The sequence below is a fragment of the Streptomyces sp. CA-288835 genome (assembly GCF_050936385.1).
In the GTDB taxonomy this organism is placed as follows: Bacteria; Actinomycetota; Actinomycetes; order Streptomycetales; family Streptomycetaceae; genus Streptomyces.
In genome coordinates this window covers 5,303,869-5,322,880 of the sequence record NZ_JBNJMW010000001.1, presented here as the reverse complement: position 1 = coordinate 5,322,880, position 19,012 = coordinate 5,303,869, and the positions used below count along the sequence as shown (strand labels likewise).

Here is a 19,012-nt window from a genome sequence, read left to right as displayed (position 1 = left end):
ACCGTGAGGCAGGCCATCGCTCCCCGCGCACGGATCCTGTTGTTGCTGCTCCTCGCCGTCACCGGCGCGCTGTTCGCCCAGGCTGCGCCCGTCTCGGCGCACGCCGCGCTGACCGGGAGCGACCCGCAGCAGGGAGCGGTGGTCGAGCAGGCGCCCTCCCAGGTGTCGCTGACCTTCTCCGAGAAGGTCGCGATGTCCGACGGCTCGGTGCGTGTCCTGGATCCGAAGGGCAAGCAGGTCGACGAGGGCAAGACCACCGAGCTGGGCAGCAACACGTACGCCGTGAATCTGCACGAAGGCCTGCCCGACGGCACGTTCACCGTCGTCTACCAGGTGGTGTCGGCGGACAGCCACCCCGTCTCGGGGGCCTTCACCTTCTCCGTGGGTGCGCCCTCGAAGACCTCCGTCGCGCTGTCCGACCAGGAGGCGGGCGGCGGAGTCGTGGGCGGACTCTACGGTTTCGCGCGCTATGTGGCGTACGCGGGATTCACCCTCTTCGTCGGCGGCGCCGCCTTTGTGCTCGCCTGCTGGCAGCGCGGTGCCGGGGTGCGTCCGGTGCAGCGCCTCGTGGTCTCCGGGTGGATCGCGCTCACCGCGGCCACGCTCGCCATGCTGCTGCTGCGCGGCTCCTACGCCGGCTCCGGGAAGGTCGGGGACATCTTCGACCTGAGTCTGCTCAGCCAGGTGCTGGAGACCAAGACGGGTGCGGCGCTGGTCTCGCGACTGCTGCTGCTCGCCGCAGGCGCGCTGTTCATCGCCGTACTCTTCGGAGCCTTCGAGAAGCGCGAGGACGAGAAGGAGAGGCAGGACCTCACCTTCGGCCTTGCCGTCGGCGGGTTCGTCGTGGCGGCGGGTCTGGCCGCGACCTGGGCGCTGGCCGAGCACGCCTCGACCGGCATCCAGACCGGGATCGCGATGCCCGTCGACGTCCTGCATCTGCTGGCCGTCGCCGCCTGGCTGGGTGGCCTGTCGGCACTGCTGGTGGCGCTCTACCGCGCCCCGTCGATCGAGGCGTCCGCCGTACGCCGCTTCTCCGGCGTCGCGTTCGGCAGCGTGGCCGTCCTCGCCGCGACCGGGATCTACCAGTCGTGGCGGCAGCTCGGCTCCTGGTCGGCGCTCACCGGTACGTCGTACGGGCAGCTCCTGCTCGTCAAGATCGGACTGGTGGCCGTACTCGTCGGCATCGCATGGATCTCCCGGCGCTGGACCGCCCGGCTGACGTCGGCACCGGAAGCCGTGCAGGACAGCGATGACTCAGAAGAGTCGGAAGATGCCGAGGAGCGTACGGACGAGAAGGAGCCGGCCGCCGCGCAGGTGGGCGGCGGCGACCGTAAGCGTGCGGCCCAACTGGCCCGGCAGCGGGCCGCCGTGGTCACCGCCCGCGAGAAGCGCGCCCGCGACGCCGACCCGCGACGCTCGGGCCTGCGCCGCTCGGTGCTCGCCGAGGCGGGTGTCGCCGTGGTCGTGCTCGCCGTGACGACCGCGCTGACCTCCGCCGAACCCGGTCGCACGGTCGAGGATGCCAAGGCCGCGACCGCCGCCGCCTCGCAGCCGGAGAGCGCGGCGCTGTCCCTGGAGATGCCGTTCGACACGGGCGGCCAGGACGGCAAGGGCATCGCACGGCTCGAACTCGACCCGGCTCGTGTCGGCGGCAACGACATGCATGTCTACGTAGAGCGGCCCAACGGCAGGGCCTTCGACATCCCCGAGGTCAAGGTCGCCCTCACCCTTGAGGAAAAGGACATCGGCCCACTGTCCGTGGTCCCCGACCGCATCGCCACCGGACACTGGACGGCGACCGGGGTGCAGATCCCCATGACGGGCAACTGGAACATCGAGGTCACCGTCCGGACCTCCGACATCGACCAGGTGACCGTCGACAAGAACGCGCAGATCGGCTGAACGACACCATGGCTGAACAGTCCACTCCGGAGACCTCTCCCAAGGGGGTCATCTCGCGGCGGCGGCTGCTCGGTACCGCCGGTGCCACGGGGCTCGCACTCGGTGCGGCGGGCGGGGCCGCGGGTTACGTCGCGGCGCCCTCCGACGACCAGGCCGTGCCCCTCAGCGCGGTGGGCGCGGACGAGGTGATGTTTCACGGGAAACATCAGCCGGGCATCACCACCGCCCTCCAGGCACGCGGCCACCTCGTCGCCTTCGACCTGGCGGGGGGTACGGGCCGCAGGGAGGCGGCCGCGCTGCTGCGCCGCTGGTCCGCCACGGCCCAGCGGCTGATGGCGGGCGAAGCGGCCGGCAGCGAGGACACGGCTGTCGCACGGGACGCGGGCCCCTCGTCCCTGACCGTCACCATCGGCTTCGGGCACAGCTTCTTCTCCCGTACGGGACTGGAGAAGCAGCGACCCGTCGCCCTCGACCCGCTGCCCGACTTCTCCTCGGACCAGCTCGACAAGGCGCGCAGTGACGGCGACCTGTGGGTGCAGATCGGCGCGAACGACGCCCTTGTCGCCTTCCACGCCCTGCGCGCGATCCAGAAGGACGCCGGCTCGGCGGCCCGGGTCCGCTGGCAGATGAACGGCTTCAACCGCTCGCCGGGCGCCACCGCCCAGCCGATGACGGCCCGCAACCTGATGGGCCAGATCGACGGCACCCGCAATCCCAAGCCGTCCGAAGCGAACTTCGACCAGCGGATCTTCGTACCCGATGCGGGCGAGCCCGCATGGATGGCCGGGGGCTCCTACGCCGTCGTACGCCGTATCCGCATGCTCCTCGACGACTGGGAGAAGCTCCCGCTCAAGGACCAGGAGGACGTCATCGGGCGGCGCAAATCGGACGGGGCACCGCTGACCGGCGGCACCGAGACCACCGAGCCCGAGCTGGAGAAGACGGACGCCTCCGGCAAGCTCATCATCCCGATCAACGCGCACGCCCGCATCACACGCCCCGACCAGAACGGCGGCGCCGCCATGCTGCGCCGGCCGTTCTCCTTCCACGACGGCTTCGACGCGGACGGCGTACCGGACGCGGGCCTGCTCTTCGTCTGCTGGCAGGCCGACCCCCTGCGCGGCTTCGTACCGGTGCAGCGCAAGCTCGACCGGGGGGACGCACTGTCGGCGTTCATCCGGCACGAGGCGAGCGGGCTTTTCGCGGTGCCGGGCGGGGCGGCAGAAGGGGAGTACGTGGGGCAGCGGTTGCTGGAGGGGTGAGAAAAGCCCTTGGGGCGGCCGGGACCAGAAGCGTGAGCCCCGGCCGCGTACGGCCCATTAGGGTGAGGCCATGCCAGCCAGCTACGCGTATCTCGGCCCCGAGGGCACCTTCACCGAAGTCGCCCTGCGCACACTCCCGGAGACCGCCACCCGGGAACTCGTCCCGATGGTGTCCGTACCCGCCGCGCTCGACGCGGTCCGAGGCGGTGAGGCCGAGGCGGCTTTCGTCCCGATCGAGAACTCCGTCGAAGGCGGCATCACCACGACCCTCGACGAACTCGTCGCCGGTGAGCCGCTGATGATCTACCGCGAGGTGCTGCTCTCGATCACCTTCGCACTGCTGGTCAGGCCGGGCACCAAGCTCTCGGAGATCAAGACGGTGACCGCGCACCCGGCCGCCCAGCCGCAGGTGCGTATCTGGATGAAGAACAACCTCCCGGACGTGATCTGGGAGTCGGCGGCCTCGAACGCGGACGGCGCGCGCCTGGTGCAGGAGGGGCGCTACGACGCGGCCTTCGCGGGTGAGTTCGCGGCCCAGAAGTACGGCCTGGTGCCGCTGGAGACCGGGATCCACGACGCGGAGAACGCGCAGACCCGGTTCGTGCTGGTGGGCAAGCCCGCCCGGCCCGCGGCACCGAGCGGCGCGGACAAGACGTCCGTGGTCGTCTGGCAGCGCGACGACCACCCGGGCGCCCTGCTCGAACTGCTCCAGGAGTTCGCCGTACGCGGCGTCAACCTGATGCTGCTGCAGTCCCGGCCGACCGGTGAGGGCATCGGCAACTACTGCTTCGCCATCGACGCCGAGGGCCACATCGCGGACCGCCGGGTGGGCGAGGCACTGATGGGCCTCAAGCGAAGGTGTCCGCAGGTGCGGTTCCTCGGGTCCTATCCGCGGGCCGAGGTCGACCTCCAGGACGTACGCACACCGGGGGCGGGGACGTCCGACGGCGAGTTCGCGGCTGCCTCGGACTGGCTGGCGCGCTGCCAGGACGGCCGTTTCTAGCGGGTCCACGCCGGGTCCATGCCTGGTCCGTGTCCGGTCCAAGCCGGTCCTACCAGCCGCTCTTCTTCATCCACAGAAGTTATCCACAGGGTCCGTTCTCGACCTGGGGACAAGTCGACAACGAGGCGCGATGCAGTCGACAAATCGCCCTTCGATCCCCAACTAGGCCACAGCACGCCAGGTCAGGCTTCGTCTACCCGTTTCCCTCAATCCACCCTTTGGAGCGAACCATTTCCACCCGAAAGGGGACGGAGGGCGGGTCAGGCTCGGGGGGTTTTCGCCCCCGTATGCCGCTTTCGGAACGGTCATCTCCGAAGTCCACAGATCTTTCGCACAGCCTGTGGATAACTTTCCGAGGGGTGCGGGCCCCTGTGGACAACCCACGACCCAAGTCCCGCTCCCCGCAAGGAAATCAGGTCAATGCGCGGAACCGTCACTGCCCCATTCAAGGGATTTGAGCCCCTTTCATTGACATAGATGATCAACTCTCGCATAACGGTCAGCGGCGACAGATCGGAATACCGGGTCGTGGGCCCGAACACCGCACCGGTAGCCTTGAGGGGTGATTGACCTTCGCCTGCTCCGTGAGGACCCCGACCGTGTGCGTGCGTCGCAGCGCGCCCGTGGAGAGGACGTCGCGCTCGTCGACGCCCTGCTCTCCGCCGACGAGCGGCGCAGGTCGTCCGGCCTCCGCTTCGACGAGCTGCGCGCCGAGCAGAAGGCACTCGGCAAGCTCATCCCCAAGGCTTCCGGCGACGAGAAGGCCGAGCTCCTGAAGAAGGCGGGCCAGCTCGCCGCCGACGTCAAGGCGGCAGACGCGGCGCAGGACGAGGCCGCGGCCGAAACCCAGGAGCTGCTGCTCCGGCTGGGCAACCTCGTGCATCCCGACGTCCCGGTCGGCGGCGAGGAGGACTTCGTCACGCTGGAGACGCACGGCACGATCCGTGACTTCGCGGCCGAGGGCTTCGAGCCGAAGGACCACCTGGAGCTCGGCACGACGCTCGGCGCGATCGACGTCGAGCGCGGCGCCAAGGTCTCCGGCTCGCGCTTCTACTTCCTCACCGGCGTGGGCGCCCTGCTGGAACTCGCGCTGGTGAACGCGGCGATGGCGCAGGCCACGGCCGCCGGCTTCACACCGATGCTGACTCCGGCGCTGGTCCGTCCACAGGCCATGGCCGGTACGGGGTTCCTCGGCCAGGCCGCGCAGGACGTGTACCGCTTGGACAATGACGACCTGTACCTGGTCGGCACCTCCGAGGTGGCGCTCGCCGCGTACCACATGGACGAGATCATCGACGGCGACCGCCTCCCGCTGCGCTACGCGGGCTTCTCGCCGTGCTTCCGCCGCGAGGCCGGTTCGCACGGCAAGGACACACGCGGCATCTTCCGGGTGCACCAGTTCGACAAGGTCGAGATGTTCTCGTACGTCGACCCGGCGGACTCGGCGGCCGAGCACCAGCGCCTGCTGGACTGGGAGAAGCAGTGGCTGACCTCGCTGGAGCTGCCGTTCCGGGTGATCGACGTGGCTTCGGCCGACCTGGGATCCTCGGCGGCCCGTAAGTTCGACTGCGAGGCGTGGATCCCCACCCAGGGCAAGTACCGCGAGCTGACCTCGACTTCGGACTGCACGGAGTTCCAGTCGCGGCGCCTGGCGATCCGCATGCGTGACGGCAAGACGGTGAAGCCGCTCGCGACGCTGAACGGCACGCTGTGCGCCGTACCGCGCACGATCGTGGCGATCCTGGAGAACCATCAGCAGGCCGACGGCTCCGTACGCGTGCCAGAGGTGCTGCGGCCGTTCCTCGGTGGCCGGGAGATCCTGGAGCCGGTCGCCAAGGCCGCCAAGTGAGCGACTCCGCTCCCGCCTTCCCGTACAAGCTCGTCGCGACCGACCTCGACGGAACGCTGCTGCGCTCCGACGACACGGTCTCGGAGCGCACCCGTGAGGCGCTCGCCGCGGCCACCGCGGCGGGCGCCGCGCACATCGTCGTCACCGGGCGGGCGGCGCCCTGGACCCGCCATATCCTCGACGAACTCGGGTACGACGGGATCGCGGTGTGCGCCCAGGGCGCGCAGGTGTACGACGCGGGGGCGCACCGCCTGCTCACCACGCTCACCCTCGACCGGCAGCTGGCCGGCCTGGCGCTCGCCAAGATCGAGGCGGAGGTCGGTCCGCTGGCCCTGGCCGCGAGCCGTGACGGCCTCGACGGCGACGTCCTGATCGGCCCGGGTTACCGGGTCCAGGGACAGCTGCAGTCCGTCCCGTTCACCGACCGCACGGAACTGTGGGCCGAGCCGCTGACGAAGCTGTACATCCAGCACCCGCGTCTGACCGACGACGAACTCGCGGACGCGGCACGTCAGGCGGTGGGCGGTCTGGTGTCCATCACCATGGCGGGCGAGGGCATCGTCGAGCTCCTCCCCCTCGGTCTCTCCAAGGCCACAGGCCTCTCGCTCGCGGCCCGCCGTCTAGGCGTCAAGGCCGCCGACACGATCGCCTTCGGCGACATGCCCAACGACATCCCGATGTTCGACTGGTCCGCGCACGGCGTGGCCATGGCCAACGCCCATGAGGAACTCAAGGCGGTCGCCGACGAGATGACCCTGTCCAACGAGGAGGACGGGATCGCGGTGGTACTGGAGCGCTTGCTGGGCTGAGCGCGCAACGCTGCCGCTGTGACCTGGCGTAGGGCGGGTCACAGCGGCAGCGTTGCGGCAATGTCGGGAGGGGCGGCCCGCGCGATATGCGCGCTCGAAGCGGCCGCCCCGGGCAGCTCCCCGTGCGGGGCGCACTCGACGGAGAGGTAGCTACTCCGGAGTGCGCCGCGGGCTGCCCTGTCGGGAGCTCGACGGACTGCTACTGATGGGCATCGTCGCGCTCCTCTCCCAGATTGCGGCACCGGAGGAACCCGGCGACCTGGACATAACTACTCTGCCCGTACGCCGAGTTGGGCGCCACCGAATAAAGGAGCGCTCCGGTACAAGGGCACTCCGGGCAGGGAGCCCAGGAACGGCTGAGCGGACTTGCCGAAGTCCGGTGCAGAACCGCGCCCCGTTTGAGGGCCGTAGGCCCGAAAGGGGCGCGGGGAACTGCGCGACCAGCCACAACGAACCCGCAGTGTTCAACCCGCCTGACCAGCGGAGCGCTCAGCGGCGCCACCTGCGTCGTCGCGCCTTGCTGAAGAACCAGCCCGCGGGCGGCTCGTCGGACCGCCAGGGCTGCGGTTCGGGACCTCCCTTGCGCCAGCGGGCCGCGAGCATACGGGCGCGCGCCGACGGCTCGGCCGTCTCGGCGGACCGTATGAAGTCCGCGTCCAGGACGAGGTCGTCCCAGGTGTCCTCGGACTCCCCCTGACCGTCGCTTCGCGGTGCCTGCCTTGCCATCCCCGTTCCTCCTTGCCGTGCATCCCTTTGGACAAGTGTGCCGTTGCCCCCGTAAAACCAATCTCAAGATCAAAAGAGGCCCCACGCGCGCGTGCACCCCAACTGCGAGCACGCGCGCGTGGAGCCGCCCCGACTCCCCGGAGCGCCTACTCCTCGCCGGCCAGCGTCAGCGTCCGCAGCTTCTGCCCCGCGAACCATGTGGCGACCACGGTCACCGCGATCAGCAGCACCGTCCCCGTCGCCAGACCCACATCGGAGGTGACGAGGTCCCCGCCCGTGACCTCGTGGGCCACGGCGAGCGACCACTGCTGAACACTGAGCGTGCGCGCCCCGGCCACCAGGGACCCGAAGAGGGCCTCCCAGACGAGGGCGTAGACGAGCCCGAAGACCACCGCGTGCCGGGTGATCGTGCCGAGCAGCAGGAAGAGGGCGGCGTACGCGATGGAGGCGACCAGCGCGGCCACGGTGTACGCGACGGCGATCTGCTGACCGTTGCCGTTCAGGATCATCCCGGCGAGGAACGTCGGGATCGCGGAGAACGCCATGGTCACCGCGATGGCGACGATCAGCTTGGTGAAGATGATCGTGGGGCGCTTGATCGGCTTGGCGAGCAGATACACCACCGAGCCGTCGTCGATCTCCGGCCCGATCGCGCCCGTACCGGCGATGACACCGATGATCGGCACCATCGTGGCGAGCGCGAACCCGCCGAGGACGTCGGCGGCCACCTGATCGTCGGTGCCGGTGAAGGCACGGACCGCCACGGAGATCACGATCAGCAGGACGGGCAGCGCGCCAAGGATGAGGGCCCGGCGGCGGCCGAGCAGGCCACGGTAGGTGAGCCGGGCGACTGTGGGGTCGTACATCTTCGGCCTCCTACGCCGCTACGAGATACGAGAAGACGGACTCGAGCGACTCGTCCGAGGGCGAGACCGCCAGCAGGCGGATGCCGTGGTCCCTGGCCACCCGCGGCAGCAGTGCCGTGAAGCGCCCGAAGTCGACCGCCTGGATGCGCAACGCGCCCTCCTGGAGGTCCACTTCGATGCCCGAGGTCGACGGGTCCGCGATGAGCGCGGCCGCGAGCGCGCGGTCGTCGCTGGAGCGCACGAGGTAACGGTGCGGGCGGTCGGTCATCAGACGCCGGATGCGCCGGAAGTCACCGCTCGCTGCGTGCCGTCCGGCGACGATCACCTCGATGTGCGAGGCGAGTTGTTCGACCTCTTCGAGGATGTGCGACGAGAACAGCACCGTACGGCCCTCGTCGCCCATGCGTCGCAACAGATCCATCAGCTGCATGCGCTGGCGTGGGTCCATGCCGTTGAAGGGCTCGTCGAGCAGCAGCAGGGACGGTTCGTGGACGAGGGCGGAGGCCATTTTCACGCGCTGCCGCATGCCCTTGGAGTACGTCGAGATCTTCCGGTCCTGCGCGTACTCCATCTCGACCGTGGCGAGGGCCTTCTGGGCGGCCTTCTTGCCGAGGCCGTGCAACTCGGCGTTGGCGACGACGAATTCGCGGCCGGTGAGGAAGTCGTACATCGCCTCGCGCTCGGGGACGATGCCGATCTGCCGGTAGATCTGTTCGTTGCGCCAGACCGCCTGGCCGTCGAGTGTGACGGAGCCTGTGGAGGGGGCGAGGAAGCCGCCCATCATGTTGATGAGGGTGGACTTTCCCGCGCCGTTCGGGCCGAGCAGGCCGGTGACGCCGGGGCCGATCGTCATGGTGATGTCGTTGACGGCGACCACGTTGCCGAACCAGCGTGATACGTGGTCGATGTTGAGCGTGGTCACAGTCCGACCTTTCGGTAGCGGCGCATCAGGAGGCCGTAGCAGCCGGCGATGAGGCCCAGGACAACGAGGAGATAGACGACGCCCTCGCCGCTCGAGGGGCCCACTTCTCCGGGGAAGGAGGAGGTGGCGCCGAGGAAGGCGGTCTGTACTCCGTCGATGAGCGTGATGGGCGAGAAGAGGCCGAGCCAAGCGATCGCGTCGGTGCTGTTCTGGTCGAATGCGATGGCCTGGACGGTGGACACCGCCCCGTAGGAGATGGTCAGCGTGGCGATGACGGCCGCGATGCCGAAGCCGCGGCGCGGGGTGACCGCCGAGATGACCAGGCCGATGCCGGCGAAGAGTAGTGAGAGCAGTGCCACGGAGACGAGCCCTTGAGCGAAACCCTTGGTCTGGTCGGAGAAGTCGAGCTTGGCCAGCAGTGCGCCCACATAGAGCACGACCAGGGGTGCGGCGGTGAGGATGAACATCGCCGAGGCCAGCGACGCGTACTTGGCGCGCACATAGTCGGCGGTCTCGATGGGCCGCGAGAAGTACAGCGGCACGGTCTTGAAGCGCAGATCGCGCGACACGGACTGCGGTGCCTGCGAGGCCACGTACAAGCCGATGACCGCCTGCAGGAAGATCGCGTACTGCGTGTAGTCGACCGGCAGGTCCTTCGCCTTGGTGGCGACGGCGACGGCCACCATGATGGCGGCGGGCACGCACATCACCACGAAGAGCAGCATCGGCAGCACCTTGGACTTCACCGAGCGGCCGAGGCCGTACGCGCCGCGCAGGGACTGCGAGTAGAGCGAGCGGCGGGCGTAGGCGCGGCCCAGGCGCGGGCCGTCGTAATTGCGGTAGCCGATGTTGTGGATCCGGGTCTGCTCCCCGGCCCGGGCCGGGCTCTGCTCAACCGCCATGGCCGACCGCCTCCTTCCGCTCTTCGTCCCGTGCGTCGTCGGCGTCCTTGAAGACCTCCGAGATGTGGTGCCTGCGCTGTTCCATACGGACCAGGCCGAGGCCGAGGTCGGCGACGATGTCGCGTACGAGGTCGTACGTCTCCTCGCCGTCCGCCGTGAGCAGCAGGATGTGACCGGCGCCCGGCAGTCCGCTGCCGTCGTGGGTGTCGATTCCGCGCGCGTGCAGCACCTCGCGCACCGCGCGGGTGCCGTCCGGGTGGTCGTCGGTGTCGGTGACCTCGATCGCCAGGGTCGTCGTGGTCTGGGTGAAGTCCGTGGTGGAGCTGGCCCGCAGGAGCTTGCCGCCGTCGATGACGACGACGTGGTCGCAGGTGCGCTCCAGCTCGCCCAGCAGGTGCGAGGTGACCAGCACCGAGATGCCGAAGTCGGTGTGGATGCGGCGGATCAGGCCGAGCATCTCGTCGCGGCCGACCGGGTCGAGGCCGTTGGTCGGCTCGTCGAGGAAGACCAGCTGGGGGTCGTGGACGAGGGCCTGCGCGAGTTTTACGCGCTGCTTCATGCCGGTCGAGTAGCCGCCGATGGGGCGGTAGCGCTCCTCGTAGAGGCCGACGTGGCGCAGCGTGTCCGCGGTGCGCTCGCGGGCCGCCGCAGGGGGCAGGCCGGACATGCGCGCCATATGGACGACGAACTCGGTGGCCGAGACATCGGGCGGCAGGCAGTCGTGCTCGGGCATGTATCCGACCCGCTCGCGGATGTCGCCGCCCTTGGTGGCGACATCGAGGCCGAGCACTTCGGCGCGGCCCTCGGTGGCGGGGGACAGACCCAGCAGGATCTTGATCAGTGTGGACTTGCCGGCTCCGTTGGCTCCGACGAGTCCCGTCACACCGGGCCCGACGTCCACGGAGAGCCGGTCAAGCGCGGTTACCCTCGGGAACCGCTTGCTCAGGCTTTCGGTCGCGATCACAGTCACGATTCGAAGGTAGTGGCGCAGGCCACAGTAGGACGTCACCCCAGGGAGCTGTATCCGTGTCACTCTCCGGTATTACGGGCCCGTAAGGGTCACCCTGAGGTCGAACAACGGACGGCAGTTGTCCCGTGGTGTCTGTGACTCCCTAGGCCCGTGGAGCCCACCACATGGCCCGTTTCACACCCAGGGCACTGCGTGCGATCGGACGGACAGGGCCACCGCTGTGAGGCGAGGGCTGAGGAAAACACGGAAAGCGACGGAGAGTTGTCCACAGGTAACGCCAACTTGCCCTGTGGATAACGCACTTGGCTGTGGATCAAACCTCCGCACACAAATAAAATGCGTGATCAGCGTCTCGCCAGGCACCCTGGCGCCATGAAGGAATCCGAGACCGATGACGAGATAGAAGCGGAGATGGATGCGAAGATCGATTCCGGGACCGACTCCGAGAGCGATGAACGCCGCACCGTGAAGGTGTCGAAGTACCTCTCGAAACATCTGCGGCATCAACCCGACCGGATCGGGCTCACGCTCGACGAAGGCGGCTGGGTCGAGATCGAGACGCTGATGGCCGCGGCGGCAGCCCACGGCTTCCGGTTCACGCGGGCCGAGCTCGACCACGTGGTGGCCACCAACGACAAGCGGCGCTTCGCGATCGAGGGCACCCGGATCCGCGCCAGCCAGGGCCACTCCGTCGACGTGGACCTCGGTCTGCCCCCGGCGACACCACCCGCGTACCTCTATCACGGGACCGTCGCCCGCAACCTGGACGCGATCCGCGCCGAGGGCCTGAGGCCCATGAACCGGCACGACGTGCACCTCTCCCCGGATCGCGAGACCGCGACCCGCGTCGGCGCCCGCCGCGGCCGTCCCGTCGTGCTCTCCGTGGACGCCGCCGCCATGCACCGCAACGGCCATATCTTCCGGGTCAGCGCCAACGGCGTCTGGCTCACGACCGCCGTTCCCCCGCGCTACCTGCGGTTTCCCGAGCGGCACTGACCTGCCGCATCGGCAAGCCCTGGGCGGCATGGGCCCGTATGTGCGGTCCGTCGCACGGTCGTGCGGGCATCTGCGGGACAATGGCGGCGTGACCTCAGCGACCCGCCGGCCCCAGACTCCGGCCCCCACCGTTCCACCCCGGCTGATCGCAACGGATCTGGACGGCACCCTGCTGCGCGACGACCACTCCGTCTCGCAGCGCACGGTCGCCGCTCTGGCCGCCGCCGAAGAGGCCGGCATCGAGGTCTTCTTCGTGACCGGCCGCCCCGCCCGCTGGATGGATGTCGTCAGCGACCACGTCCACGGCCACGGCCTCGCCATCTGCGGGAACGGCGCCGCCGTGGTCGACCTGCACGGCGGCGCCGGCAACCACCGCTTCGTCAAGATCCGCGAGTTGGCACGGGACAACGCGCTCGATGCCGTACGACTGCTCCGCGAGGCCGCGCCGGGAACAGTGTTCGCCATCGAGCAGACGTACGGCTTCCACCAGGAACCGTCGTACCCGAAGCTGCACATGGAGATCCCGGACAACCTCGCGCCCGCCGAAAAACTCCTGGCGCCGGACGGTCCCAGCGCCGACGAACCGGTACTCAAGATTCTCGCGTACCACCACGAGATCGACCCCGACGACTTCCTGATGACCGCCCGCCTGGCCATCGGCGACCGCGCAGGCGTGACCCGTTCCAGCCCCAGCGCCCTGCTGGAGATCAGCGGCCCCGGCGTCTCCAAGGCCAGCACGCTCGCCCTGTGCTGCGCCGAGCGCGGCATCTCGCATGAGGAGGTCGTCGCCTTCGGGGACATGCCGAACGACGTGGAAATGCTCACCTGGGCAGGCATGTCGTACGCGATGGGCAACGCGCACCCCGACGTGATCGCCGCGGCCTCCGGACGCACGGTCGCCAACAACGAGGACGGGGTGGCCGTCGTGATCGAGCGGATGCTGGGTCTCTCCTAGTCGAGAGATGCCAACTCTCTCCTAGTAAAGCTGCACCCCGCGCTCGGCCAGCCACCCCACCGGGTCGACACCCGAGCCGTGATACGGCGTCAGGCGCACCTCGAAGTGGAGATGCGGGCCGGTCGAGTTGCCGCTCGTGCCCGACTGGCCGATCCACTGCCCGGCTGACACACGCTCGCCCTGGTCGACGGCGACCGTCGCGAGATGCGCGTACTGCGTGTAGTAGCCCCCGGCGTGCCGCACCACGGCCTCGATGCCGAACGGGCCGCCGCACGACACCTTGACCACTCGCCCCTCGCCCACCGACCGCACCGGCGTGCCGATGTCCACCGCGAAGTCCTGCCCCGTGTGCCGGCTCGCCCAGTGCTCACCACCGCTGCCGAAGCCCGCGGAGAGTTCGTACGTCTCCAATGGCGCGACCCACTGCGTCGTGAAGTCCGTCTCCGGCTGGTCGAGCCGGACGGCGCCCCGGCACGCACCCGACGCGACCGAGGCGTCCGCCTGCCCTTGAAGCGTCGACTGCGCCGCTTCGAGCTTCTGCTCGATCCTCTGCTTCATCTCGGCGAGCCGTGTATTTCGCCGTTCCAGCGCCAGCCAGGCCTTCGCGGCCTTCGCCTCGTCGGCGGCGAGCCGGGCCTCGGCGCGGCGGCTCTTGGTGACGGCGTGGTTGACCGCCAGGTCCGCCTGCCACACGGCACGCTGCCCACGCATCAACTCCTCAGGGCTGTCCGCGAGCAGCAACTGCGCGGAGTACGGAAGCCCCCCGCCGTTGCGGTACTGCTCGCGCGCGATCCGACCGAGGTCTCCGTGCAGTACGGCGATGTTCCGCCGCTCCCTTGCGAGAAGCCGCTCCAGCCGCTGCGCCCGGGCCCGCTGCACCTCGGCCTCCCTGCGCCCTGCCTCGTACCTCCGCGTCGCGGCGGACGCCTCTTCGAAGAGCCGCACCACCTCGGTGCTGAGGCCATCGGTGTCGCCGGTGTCGCCCTTGGCCGCAGTGGGCCCGGCTGCCAGAAGGGCCAGCGCGCACAGCAGCGCCGGTAGGAGCAGGGGATGGCGGCGAGATGGGCGCATGCAACGGATCGTGTCCCGCGCCGGAGCCGCGGTCCTGTTCAAGTCGTACGCCTGGGGGACCGAATGCCACGGACGGACCACTCCGCTGCTCCGAACAGCGGCCTGCTTCATGGCACTTAAGTGGCCCGTCAGCGGGGCGCTCCGTACGGCGGCTGCACCGCCTCAACGAACCGCCACCAGCAGCTCCGATGCCTCCTCCCGCTCCCGCATCTCCCGCAGCGGACCGTCCACGGCGGCCAGTTCCCCGTACGGGCCCCGCTGCACCACACGCCCGTCCGCCAGCACGATCACCTCGTCCACGGCCTCCAGACCCGCCAGCCGGTGGGTGATCAGCAGTGTCGTACGGCCCTCGGTCGCGGCGAGCAGATCTGCGGTCAGCGCGTCCGCCGTCGGAAGGTCGAGGTGCTCCGCTGGCTCGTCGAGGACGAGGACCGGGAAGTCGGCGAGCAGTGCACGGGCGAGCGCCAGCCGCTGCCGTTGCCCACCGGACAGCCGCGCCCCATGCTCACCGATCAGCGTGTCGAGCCCATCAGGCAGAGTGTCGGCCCAGTCGAGCAGCCGGGCCCGTCCGAGCGCGTCACGCAGGTCTTCCTCGGTCGCGTCCTTCCGGGCGAGCAGCAGGTTCTCGCGTACCGAGCTGTCGAAGAGGTGCGCGTCCTGCGCACACAGCCCGACCAGGCGTCGTACATCGTCACCGCCCAGGTCGTACGCGTCCACGCCGCCCAGCGTGTACGTCCCCGCGCCCGCGTCCAGGAACCGCAACAGCACCTGCGCGAGGGTCGTCTTGCCGGATCCGGACTGCCCGACGACGGCGATCCTCCGCCCTTGGGCGAGCGTCAGGTCGAGCCCGGCCAGCGCGTCCCGGTCCTGCCCGTGGTGGCGGGCGGACAGTCCCTGAACGACGAGCGGAAACGGCGACGCCGGTGCCTCTCGCGGCCTATCTGGTTCGCGTACGGGATCGGGGGCGTCCAGGACCTCGTACACGCGCTCCGCGCTCTTGCGGACCCGCTGCCGGTACTGGACCGCGAGCGGCAGGCCCAGAACGGCCTCGAACGCGGCGAGCGGGGTGAGCACGACGACGGCCATCAGCACACCGCTGAGGCGTCCGTCGGCGACCGCTTGGGCGCCGACGAGCGCGGTGACCGCCACAGTGAGCCCGGAGACGAGCGCGATGAGGCCGTCGCCGAGCGCGGTGGCGGTCGCGGTACGCGACGCGATGCGGGTCAGCACGGCATCGGCCCGCCGCGCTTCGGCGGTGCGTGCGGGCAGCGCCCCGGCGACCGTCAACTCGGCCGTCCCCGTGAGGAGATCGGCCACGCGGGTGGCCAGGATGCCGCGGGCGGGGGCCAGCCTGCGCTCCGCCCGGCGCGCGACGGCGCCGGTCACCAGCGGGACGCCGGCTCCGGCCGTGAGCAGCCCGAGGGCGAGGGCGGCCCCGGCCTCGGGCAGCAGCCAGGCCGTGAATCCCACGGATGCGGCGGACACGACGACCGCGGCCGATGCGGGCAGCAGCCAGCGCAGCCAGTAGTCCTGCAGTGCGTCGACGTCGGCGACCAGCCGAGAAAGCAGGTCGCCACGCCGGGTGGTCCGCAGCCCGGCGGGAGCGAGCCGCTCGAGCCGCCGGTACACGGCGACGCGGGTGTCGGCCAGCATCCGCAGCACGGCATCGTGCGACACCAGCCGCTCGGCGTACCGGAACACGGCCCGCCCGATACCGAACGCCCGCGTGGCCGTGACGGCGACCATCAGATACAGCACGGGAGGCTGCTGCGAGGCCCGCGAGATCAGCCACCCCGAGGTGGCCATCAGCCCCACGGCACTGCCGAGCGCGAGGCTGCCGAGCACAAGAGCGAGCGCGAGCCGGCCGCGCCTGGGTCCGGCCATGGCGCGGACGCGGGCGAGGACGCCGCCACGGTCCTCAGTGGAGAGCGGCGATTCGTCCTGGTCAGCCGTGGACACCGCCACCGCTCCAGTGCGGCGTGCCTCCGTACCGCCGGCGTGTGTAGGTCCGGCTCCCGCGTCGGGAACTGCGGACTCCAGCCGCACCACCCGATCCGCCACCCCCAGCAACGCTGGCCGATGCACCACGAGCAGCACTGTCCGCCCCACCGCCAAGCGCCGGACGGCTTCTACGACCTCGGCCTCGGTCTCCCCGTCCAGCGAAGCCGTCGGCTCGTCGAGCAGCAGCACGGGCCGGTCCGCGAGAAACGCCCGGGCCAGCGCGAGCCGTTGCCGCTGCCCCGCGGACAGCCCGGATCCGTCCTCGCCGAGTACGGTCCGTATCCCTTCGGGCAGCGCGTCCACGAACTCGAGCGCGCCCGCGTCACGCAGCGCCCTGGCCACCTCGGCGTCGTCCGCGTCCGGCCGCGCCAGCCGTACGTTCTCGGCGATGGACCCCGCGTACAGATGGGGCCGCTGCGGCACCCAGGCCACCTGCGAACGCCACTTGGTCAAGTCGGCCTCGGCCAGGTCGACTCCCCCGATCCGCACCCGGCCCGACGTGGGCTTCACGAACCCCAGCAGCGCATTCAGCAGCGTCGACTTGCCCACGCCACTGGGCCCGACGAGCGCCACCGTCTCGCCGGGTTCGACTGCGAACGACACATCCGACACGGCGTCGGACGACCGCTCCGGGTACCGGACCGTCACCCCCTCGAAGCGAATCCCGCCGGAGGCGGGCACGACCGCGGTCCCGAAGTCCGGCACCGATGTCTCCAGCACCGAGAAGATCTCCTCGGCGGCGGCCAGCCCTTCCGCTGCCGCGTGGTACTGCGCCCCCACCTGCCGCAGTGACAGATACGCCTCGGGCGCGAGAACGAGGATGACCAGCCCCACGTACAGATCCATCTCGCTATGGACGAGCCGCATCCCGATGGTCACCGCGACCAGGGCGACCGAGATCGTGGCAAGCAGTTCCAGCGCGAAGGACGAGATGAAGGCGATCCGCAGGGTCCGCATGGTCGCCCGCCGGTAGTCGCCGGTGATCCGTCGGATCGACTCGGCCTGCGCCTTCGCCCGCCCGAACACCTTGAGCGTGGGGAGACCGGCGACCACGTCCAGGAAGTGCCCCGACAGTCGTGACAGCAGCCGCCATTGACGATCCATCCGGGACTGCGTGGCCCAGCCGATGAGCACCATGAAGACGGGGATGAGGGGCAGCGTGCCGGCGATGATCGCCGCCGACACCCAGTCCTCCGTGACGATCCGCGCCAGTACCGCCACCGGCACGACCACCGCGAGCCCCAACTGCGGGAGGTAGCGCGAGAAGTAGTCGTCGAGCGCATCGACTCCACGAGTGGCGAGCGCGACCAGCGACCCCGTCCTCTGCCCGCTGAGCCAACCCGGTCCCAGCGCGCCCGCACGCTCAAGCAGCCGCCCCCGCAGCTCCGACTTGACCGCCGCGCCGGCCCGGTGCGCGGCGAGTTCCGTGAGCCAGGAGACGAGCGCCCGACCACCTGCGACCGCCACCAACAGCAGGAGTGGGGTACGAAGTTCGGCGGCCTCCAGCCCGTGCTGGAAGGCCCCGACCACCATCTCGGCGATGAGCATGGCCTGGGCAATGACCAACGCCGCCCCGGCAGCGCCCAGCCCTACGACCGCCGCCAGGAAGAGGCGAGTGGCGCGGGCGTACCGGAGCAATCGCGGGTCGATCGGTTTCACGTGAAACACACCCTCGGGTCACGCAGGTGTGTTTCACGTGAAACACACCTTCTCCTCAACGGGCATGTTTCACGTGAAACATGCCCCTGGATTCAGTGGCGAGCGAGCTCAGTGCGCGGCCTCGGCGATGTGCTGCGTACCGATCCGCTTGCGGAACACCCAGTACGTCCACGCCTGGTAGACCATCACGACCGGCGTCGCGATCACTGCACACCAGGTCATGATCTTCAGCGTGTACGGGCTGGACGAGGCATTGGTGACCGTCAGGCTCCAGTCGTCATTGAGCGAGGACGGCATGACGTTCGGGAAGAGGGTCAGGAAGAGCATGGCCACGGCGGCCACGATGGTGATGCCGGACAAGGTGAACGCCCAGCCCTCGCGCCCCGCCTGGTTCGCCCCTATCGCCGCAACTAGCGCGACCACCGCCACGATCAACGCGACCAGGCTCGTGCTGTCGCCCTTGTCGGCCTGAGTCCAGCCCAGGAAGACCAGCGCGAGCACAGCCGTCACCACACCGAGCCGCAGCGCCAGTTTCCGCGCCCGCTCCCTGATGTCGCCCAGCGTCTTGAGCGCGGCGAACACCGCCCCATGGAAGGTGAACAGCGTCAGCGTGACCAGGCCGCCCAGGATGGCGTACGGGTTGAGCAGGTCCCAGAGGTTGCCGACGTACTCCATGTCCTGGTCGATCTTCACGCCCCGCACGATGTTGCCGAAGGCCACGCCCCACAGGAACGCGGGGATCAGCGAGCTCCAGAAGATCGCGCTCTCCCAGTTGCGCTGCCAGCTCTCCTCGGGCCGCTTCGCCCGGTACTCGAAGGCGACTCCCCGGACGATCAGGCAGACCAGGATCAGCAGCAGCGGCAGATAGAAACCGGAGAAGAGCGTGGCGTACCACTCGGGGAAGGCGGCGAAGGTCGCGCCGCCCGCGGAGAGCAGCCACACCTCGTTGCCGTCCCAGACCGGCCCGATGGTGTTGATCAGCACCCGCTTCTCGGCCCGGTCACGGGCGAGCAGCCGGGTGAGGACGCCGATCCCGAAGTCGAAGCCCTCCAGGAAGAAGTAGCCGATCCACAGGACGGCGATGAGGACGAACCAGACGTCGTGAAGTTCCATGACTCT

15 protein-coding genes are annotated in these 19,012 nt (G+C 69.7%); 7 read left to right on the top strand and 8 right to left on the bottom strand.

Going from position 1 to position 19,012, the window contains the following annotated elements; all coding sequences use genetic code 11:
• Positions 1-3 precede the first annotated feature (3 nt).
• The 5 genes from ACQEVY_RS24055 to ACQEVY_RS24035 all read left to right on the top strand — a co-directional run bounded on the left by ACQEVY_RS24055 (position 4) and on the right by ACQEVY_RS24035 (position 6,825).
• The gene (locus ACQEVY_RS24055) at positions 4-1,902 is read left to right on the top strand and encodes a copper resistance CopC/CopD family protein (RefSeq protein ID WP_432951548.1); all 1,899 of its coding nucleotides are present in this window, start codon (positions 4-6) and stop codon (positions 1,900-1,902) included.
• Between the two features lie 8 nt (positions 1,903-1,910).
• Complete coding sequence (gene efeB, locus ACQEVY_RS24050) at positions 1,911-3,164, top strand: iron uptake transporter deferrochelatase/peroxidase subunit (protein ID WP_432951547.1); 1,254 nt, start codon at positions 1,911-1,913, stop codon at positions 3,162-3,164.
• A gap of 70 nt (positions 3,165-3,234) precedes the next feature.
• A complete protein-coding gene (pheA, locus tag ACQEVY_RS24045) occupies positions 3,235-4,167 on the top strand; it encodes a prephenate dehydratase (protein ID WP_432951546.1) in 933 nt (310 codons plus the stop codon).
• 562 nt (positions 4,168-4,729) lie between these two features.
• Positions 4,730-6,016 (top strand): serine--tRNA ligase, encoded by a 1,287-nt coding sequence (gene serS / locus ACQEVY_RS24040; RefSeq protein WP_432951545.1) that lies wholly within the window; start codon positions 4,730-4,732, stop codon positions 6,014-6,016.
• Positions 6,013-6,825, top strand: a complete 813-nt coding sequence (locus tag ACQEVY_RS24035; RefSeq protein WP_432951544.1) for an HAD family hydrolase — start codon at positions 6,013-6,015, stop codon at positions 6,823-6,825. Before serS ends, ACQEVY_RS24035 begins: the two co-directional genes overlap by 4 nt.
• A gap of 489 nt (positions 6,826-7,314) precedes the next feature.
• Here the strand turns inward: ACQEVY_RS24035 and ACQEVY_RS24030 are convergent, their stop codons facing one another.
• The 5 genes from ACQEVY_RS24030 to ACQEVY_RS24010 all read right to left on the bottom strand — a co-directional run bounded on the left by ACQEVY_RS24030 (position 7,315) and on the right by ACQEVY_RS24010 (position 11,205).
• Complete coding sequence (locus ACQEVY_RS24030; RefSeq protein WP_432951543.1) at positions 7,315-7,551, bottom strand: hypothetical protein; 237 nt, start codon at positions 7,549-7,551, stop codon at positions 7,315-7,317.
• A 146-nt stretch (positions 7,552-7,697) separates the two neighbouring features.
• Positions 7,698-8,417: an ABC transporter permease gene (locus ACQEVY_RS24025; RefSeq protein ID WP_165338721.1), complete on the bottom strand. Its 720-nt coding sequence runs from the start codon at positions 8,415-8,417 to the stop codon at positions 7,698-7,700.
• 10 nt (positions 8,418-8,427) lie between these two features.
• Entirely contained in the window at positions 8,428-9,339 is a 912-nt protein-coding gene (locus ACQEVY_RS24020) for an ABC transporter ATP-binding protein (RefSeq protein ID WP_432951542.1), read from the bottom strand.
• On the bottom strand, positions 9,336-10,241 hold the full coding sequence (locus tag ACQEVY_RS24015) for an ABC transporter permease (RefSeq protein WP_432951541.1): 906 nt from the start codon (positions 10,239-10,241) through the stop codon (positions 9,336-9,338). Before ACQEVY_RS24015 ends, ACQEVY_RS24020 begins: the two co-directional genes overlap by 4 nt.
• Positions 10,231-11,205 carry an ABC transporter ATP-binding protein gene (locus ACQEVY_RS24010; protein ID WP_432955373.1) on the bottom strand — a complete coding sequence of 325 codons (975 nt, stop codon included), beginning with the start codon at positions 11,203-11,205 and terminating at the stop codon, positions 10,231-10,233. The genes ACQEVY_RS24015 and ACQEVY_RS24010 overlap by 11 nt, the downstream gene beginning before the upstream one ends.
• A 417-nt stretch (positions 11,206-11,622) precedes the next feature.
• Between ACQEVY_RS24010 and ACQEVY_RS24005 the strand changes: the two genes are divergently transcribed.
• Together ACQEVY_RS24005 and ACQEVY_RS24000 are read left to right on the top strand one after the other, a co-directional pair.
• On the top strand, positions 11,623-12,207 hold the full coding sequence (locus ACQEVY_RS24005) for an RNA 2'-phosphotransferase (protein WP_432955371.1): 585 nt from the start codon (positions 11,623-11,625) through the stop codon (positions 12,205-12,207).
• A gap of 70 nt (positions 12,208-12,277) precedes the next feature.
• Complete coding sequence (locus ACQEVY_RS24000) at positions 12,278-13,162, top strand: Cof-type HAD-IIB family hydrolase (RefSeq protein WP_432955370.1); 885 nt, start codon at positions 12,278-12,280, stop codon at positions 13,160-13,162.
• A 21-nt stretch (positions 13,163-13,183) separates the two neighbouring features.
• Here ACQEVY_RS24000 and ACQEVY_RS23995 read toward each other — a convergent pair whose 3' ends face one another.
• The 3 genes from ACQEVY_RS23995 to cydB form a co-directional block, all read right to left on the bottom strand.
• The gene (locus ACQEVY_RS23995; RefSeq protein ID WP_432951540.1) at positions 13,184-14,233 is read right to left on the bottom strand and encodes a M23 family metallopeptidase; all 1,050 of its coding nucleotides are present in this window, start codon (positions 14,231-14,233) and stop codon (positions 13,184-13,186) included.
• A 162-nt stretch (positions 14,234-14,395) separates the two neighbouring features.
• Entirely contained in the window at positions 14,396-17,893 is a 3,498-nt protein-coding gene (cydD, locus tag ACQEVY_RS23990) for a thiol reductant ABC exporter subunit CydD (RefSeq protein WP_432951539.1), read from the bottom strand.
• 108 nt (positions 17,894-18,001) lie between these two features.
• Positions 18,002-19,006 carry a cytochrome d ubiquinol oxidase subunit II gene (gene cydB / locus ACQEVY_RS23985; protein WP_432951538.1) on the bottom strand — a complete coding sequence of 335 codons (1,005 nt, stop codon included), beginning with the start codon at positions 19,004-19,006 and terminating at the stop codon, positions 18,002-18,004.
• Positions 19,007-19,012 lie beyond the last annotated feature (6 nt).

Excerpts from the sequence above, each read along its gene's own strand:
- ACQEVY_RS24025 (WP_165338721.1), bottom strand. The coding sequence starts at position 8,417 with ATGTACGACCCCACAGTCGCCCGGCTCACCTACCGTGGCCTGCTCGGC.
- cydB (WP_432951538.1), bottom strand. The coding sequence starts at position 19,006 with ATGGAACTTCACGACGTCTGGTTCGTCCTCATCGCCGTCCTGTGGATC.
- ACQEVY_RS24005 (WP_432955371.1), top strand. The coding sequence starts at position 11,623 with ATGGATGCGAAGATCGATTCCGGGACCGACTCCGAGAGCGATGAACGC.
- pheA (WP_432951546.1), top strand. The coding sequence starts at position 3,235 with ATGCCAGCCAGCTACGCGTATCTCGGCCCCGAGGGCACCTTCACCGAA.
- ACQEVY_RS23995 (WP_432951540.1), bottom strand. The coding sequence starts at position 14,233 with ATGCGCCCATCTCGCCGCCATCCCCTGCTCCTACCGGCGCTGCTGTGC.
- efeB (WP_432951547.1), top strand. The coding sequence starts at position 1,911 with ATGGCTGAACAGTCCACTCCGGAGACCTCTCCCAAGGGGGTCATCTCG.
- ACQEVY_RS24015 (WP_432951541.1), bottom strand. The coding sequence starts at position 10,241 with ATGGCGGTTGAGCAGAGCCCGGCCCGGGCCGGGGAGCAGACCCGGATC.
- ACQEVY_RS24030 (WP_432951543.1), bottom strand. The coding sequence starts at position 7,551 with ATGGCAAGGCAGGCACCGCGAAGCGACGGTCAGGGGGAGTCCGAGGAC.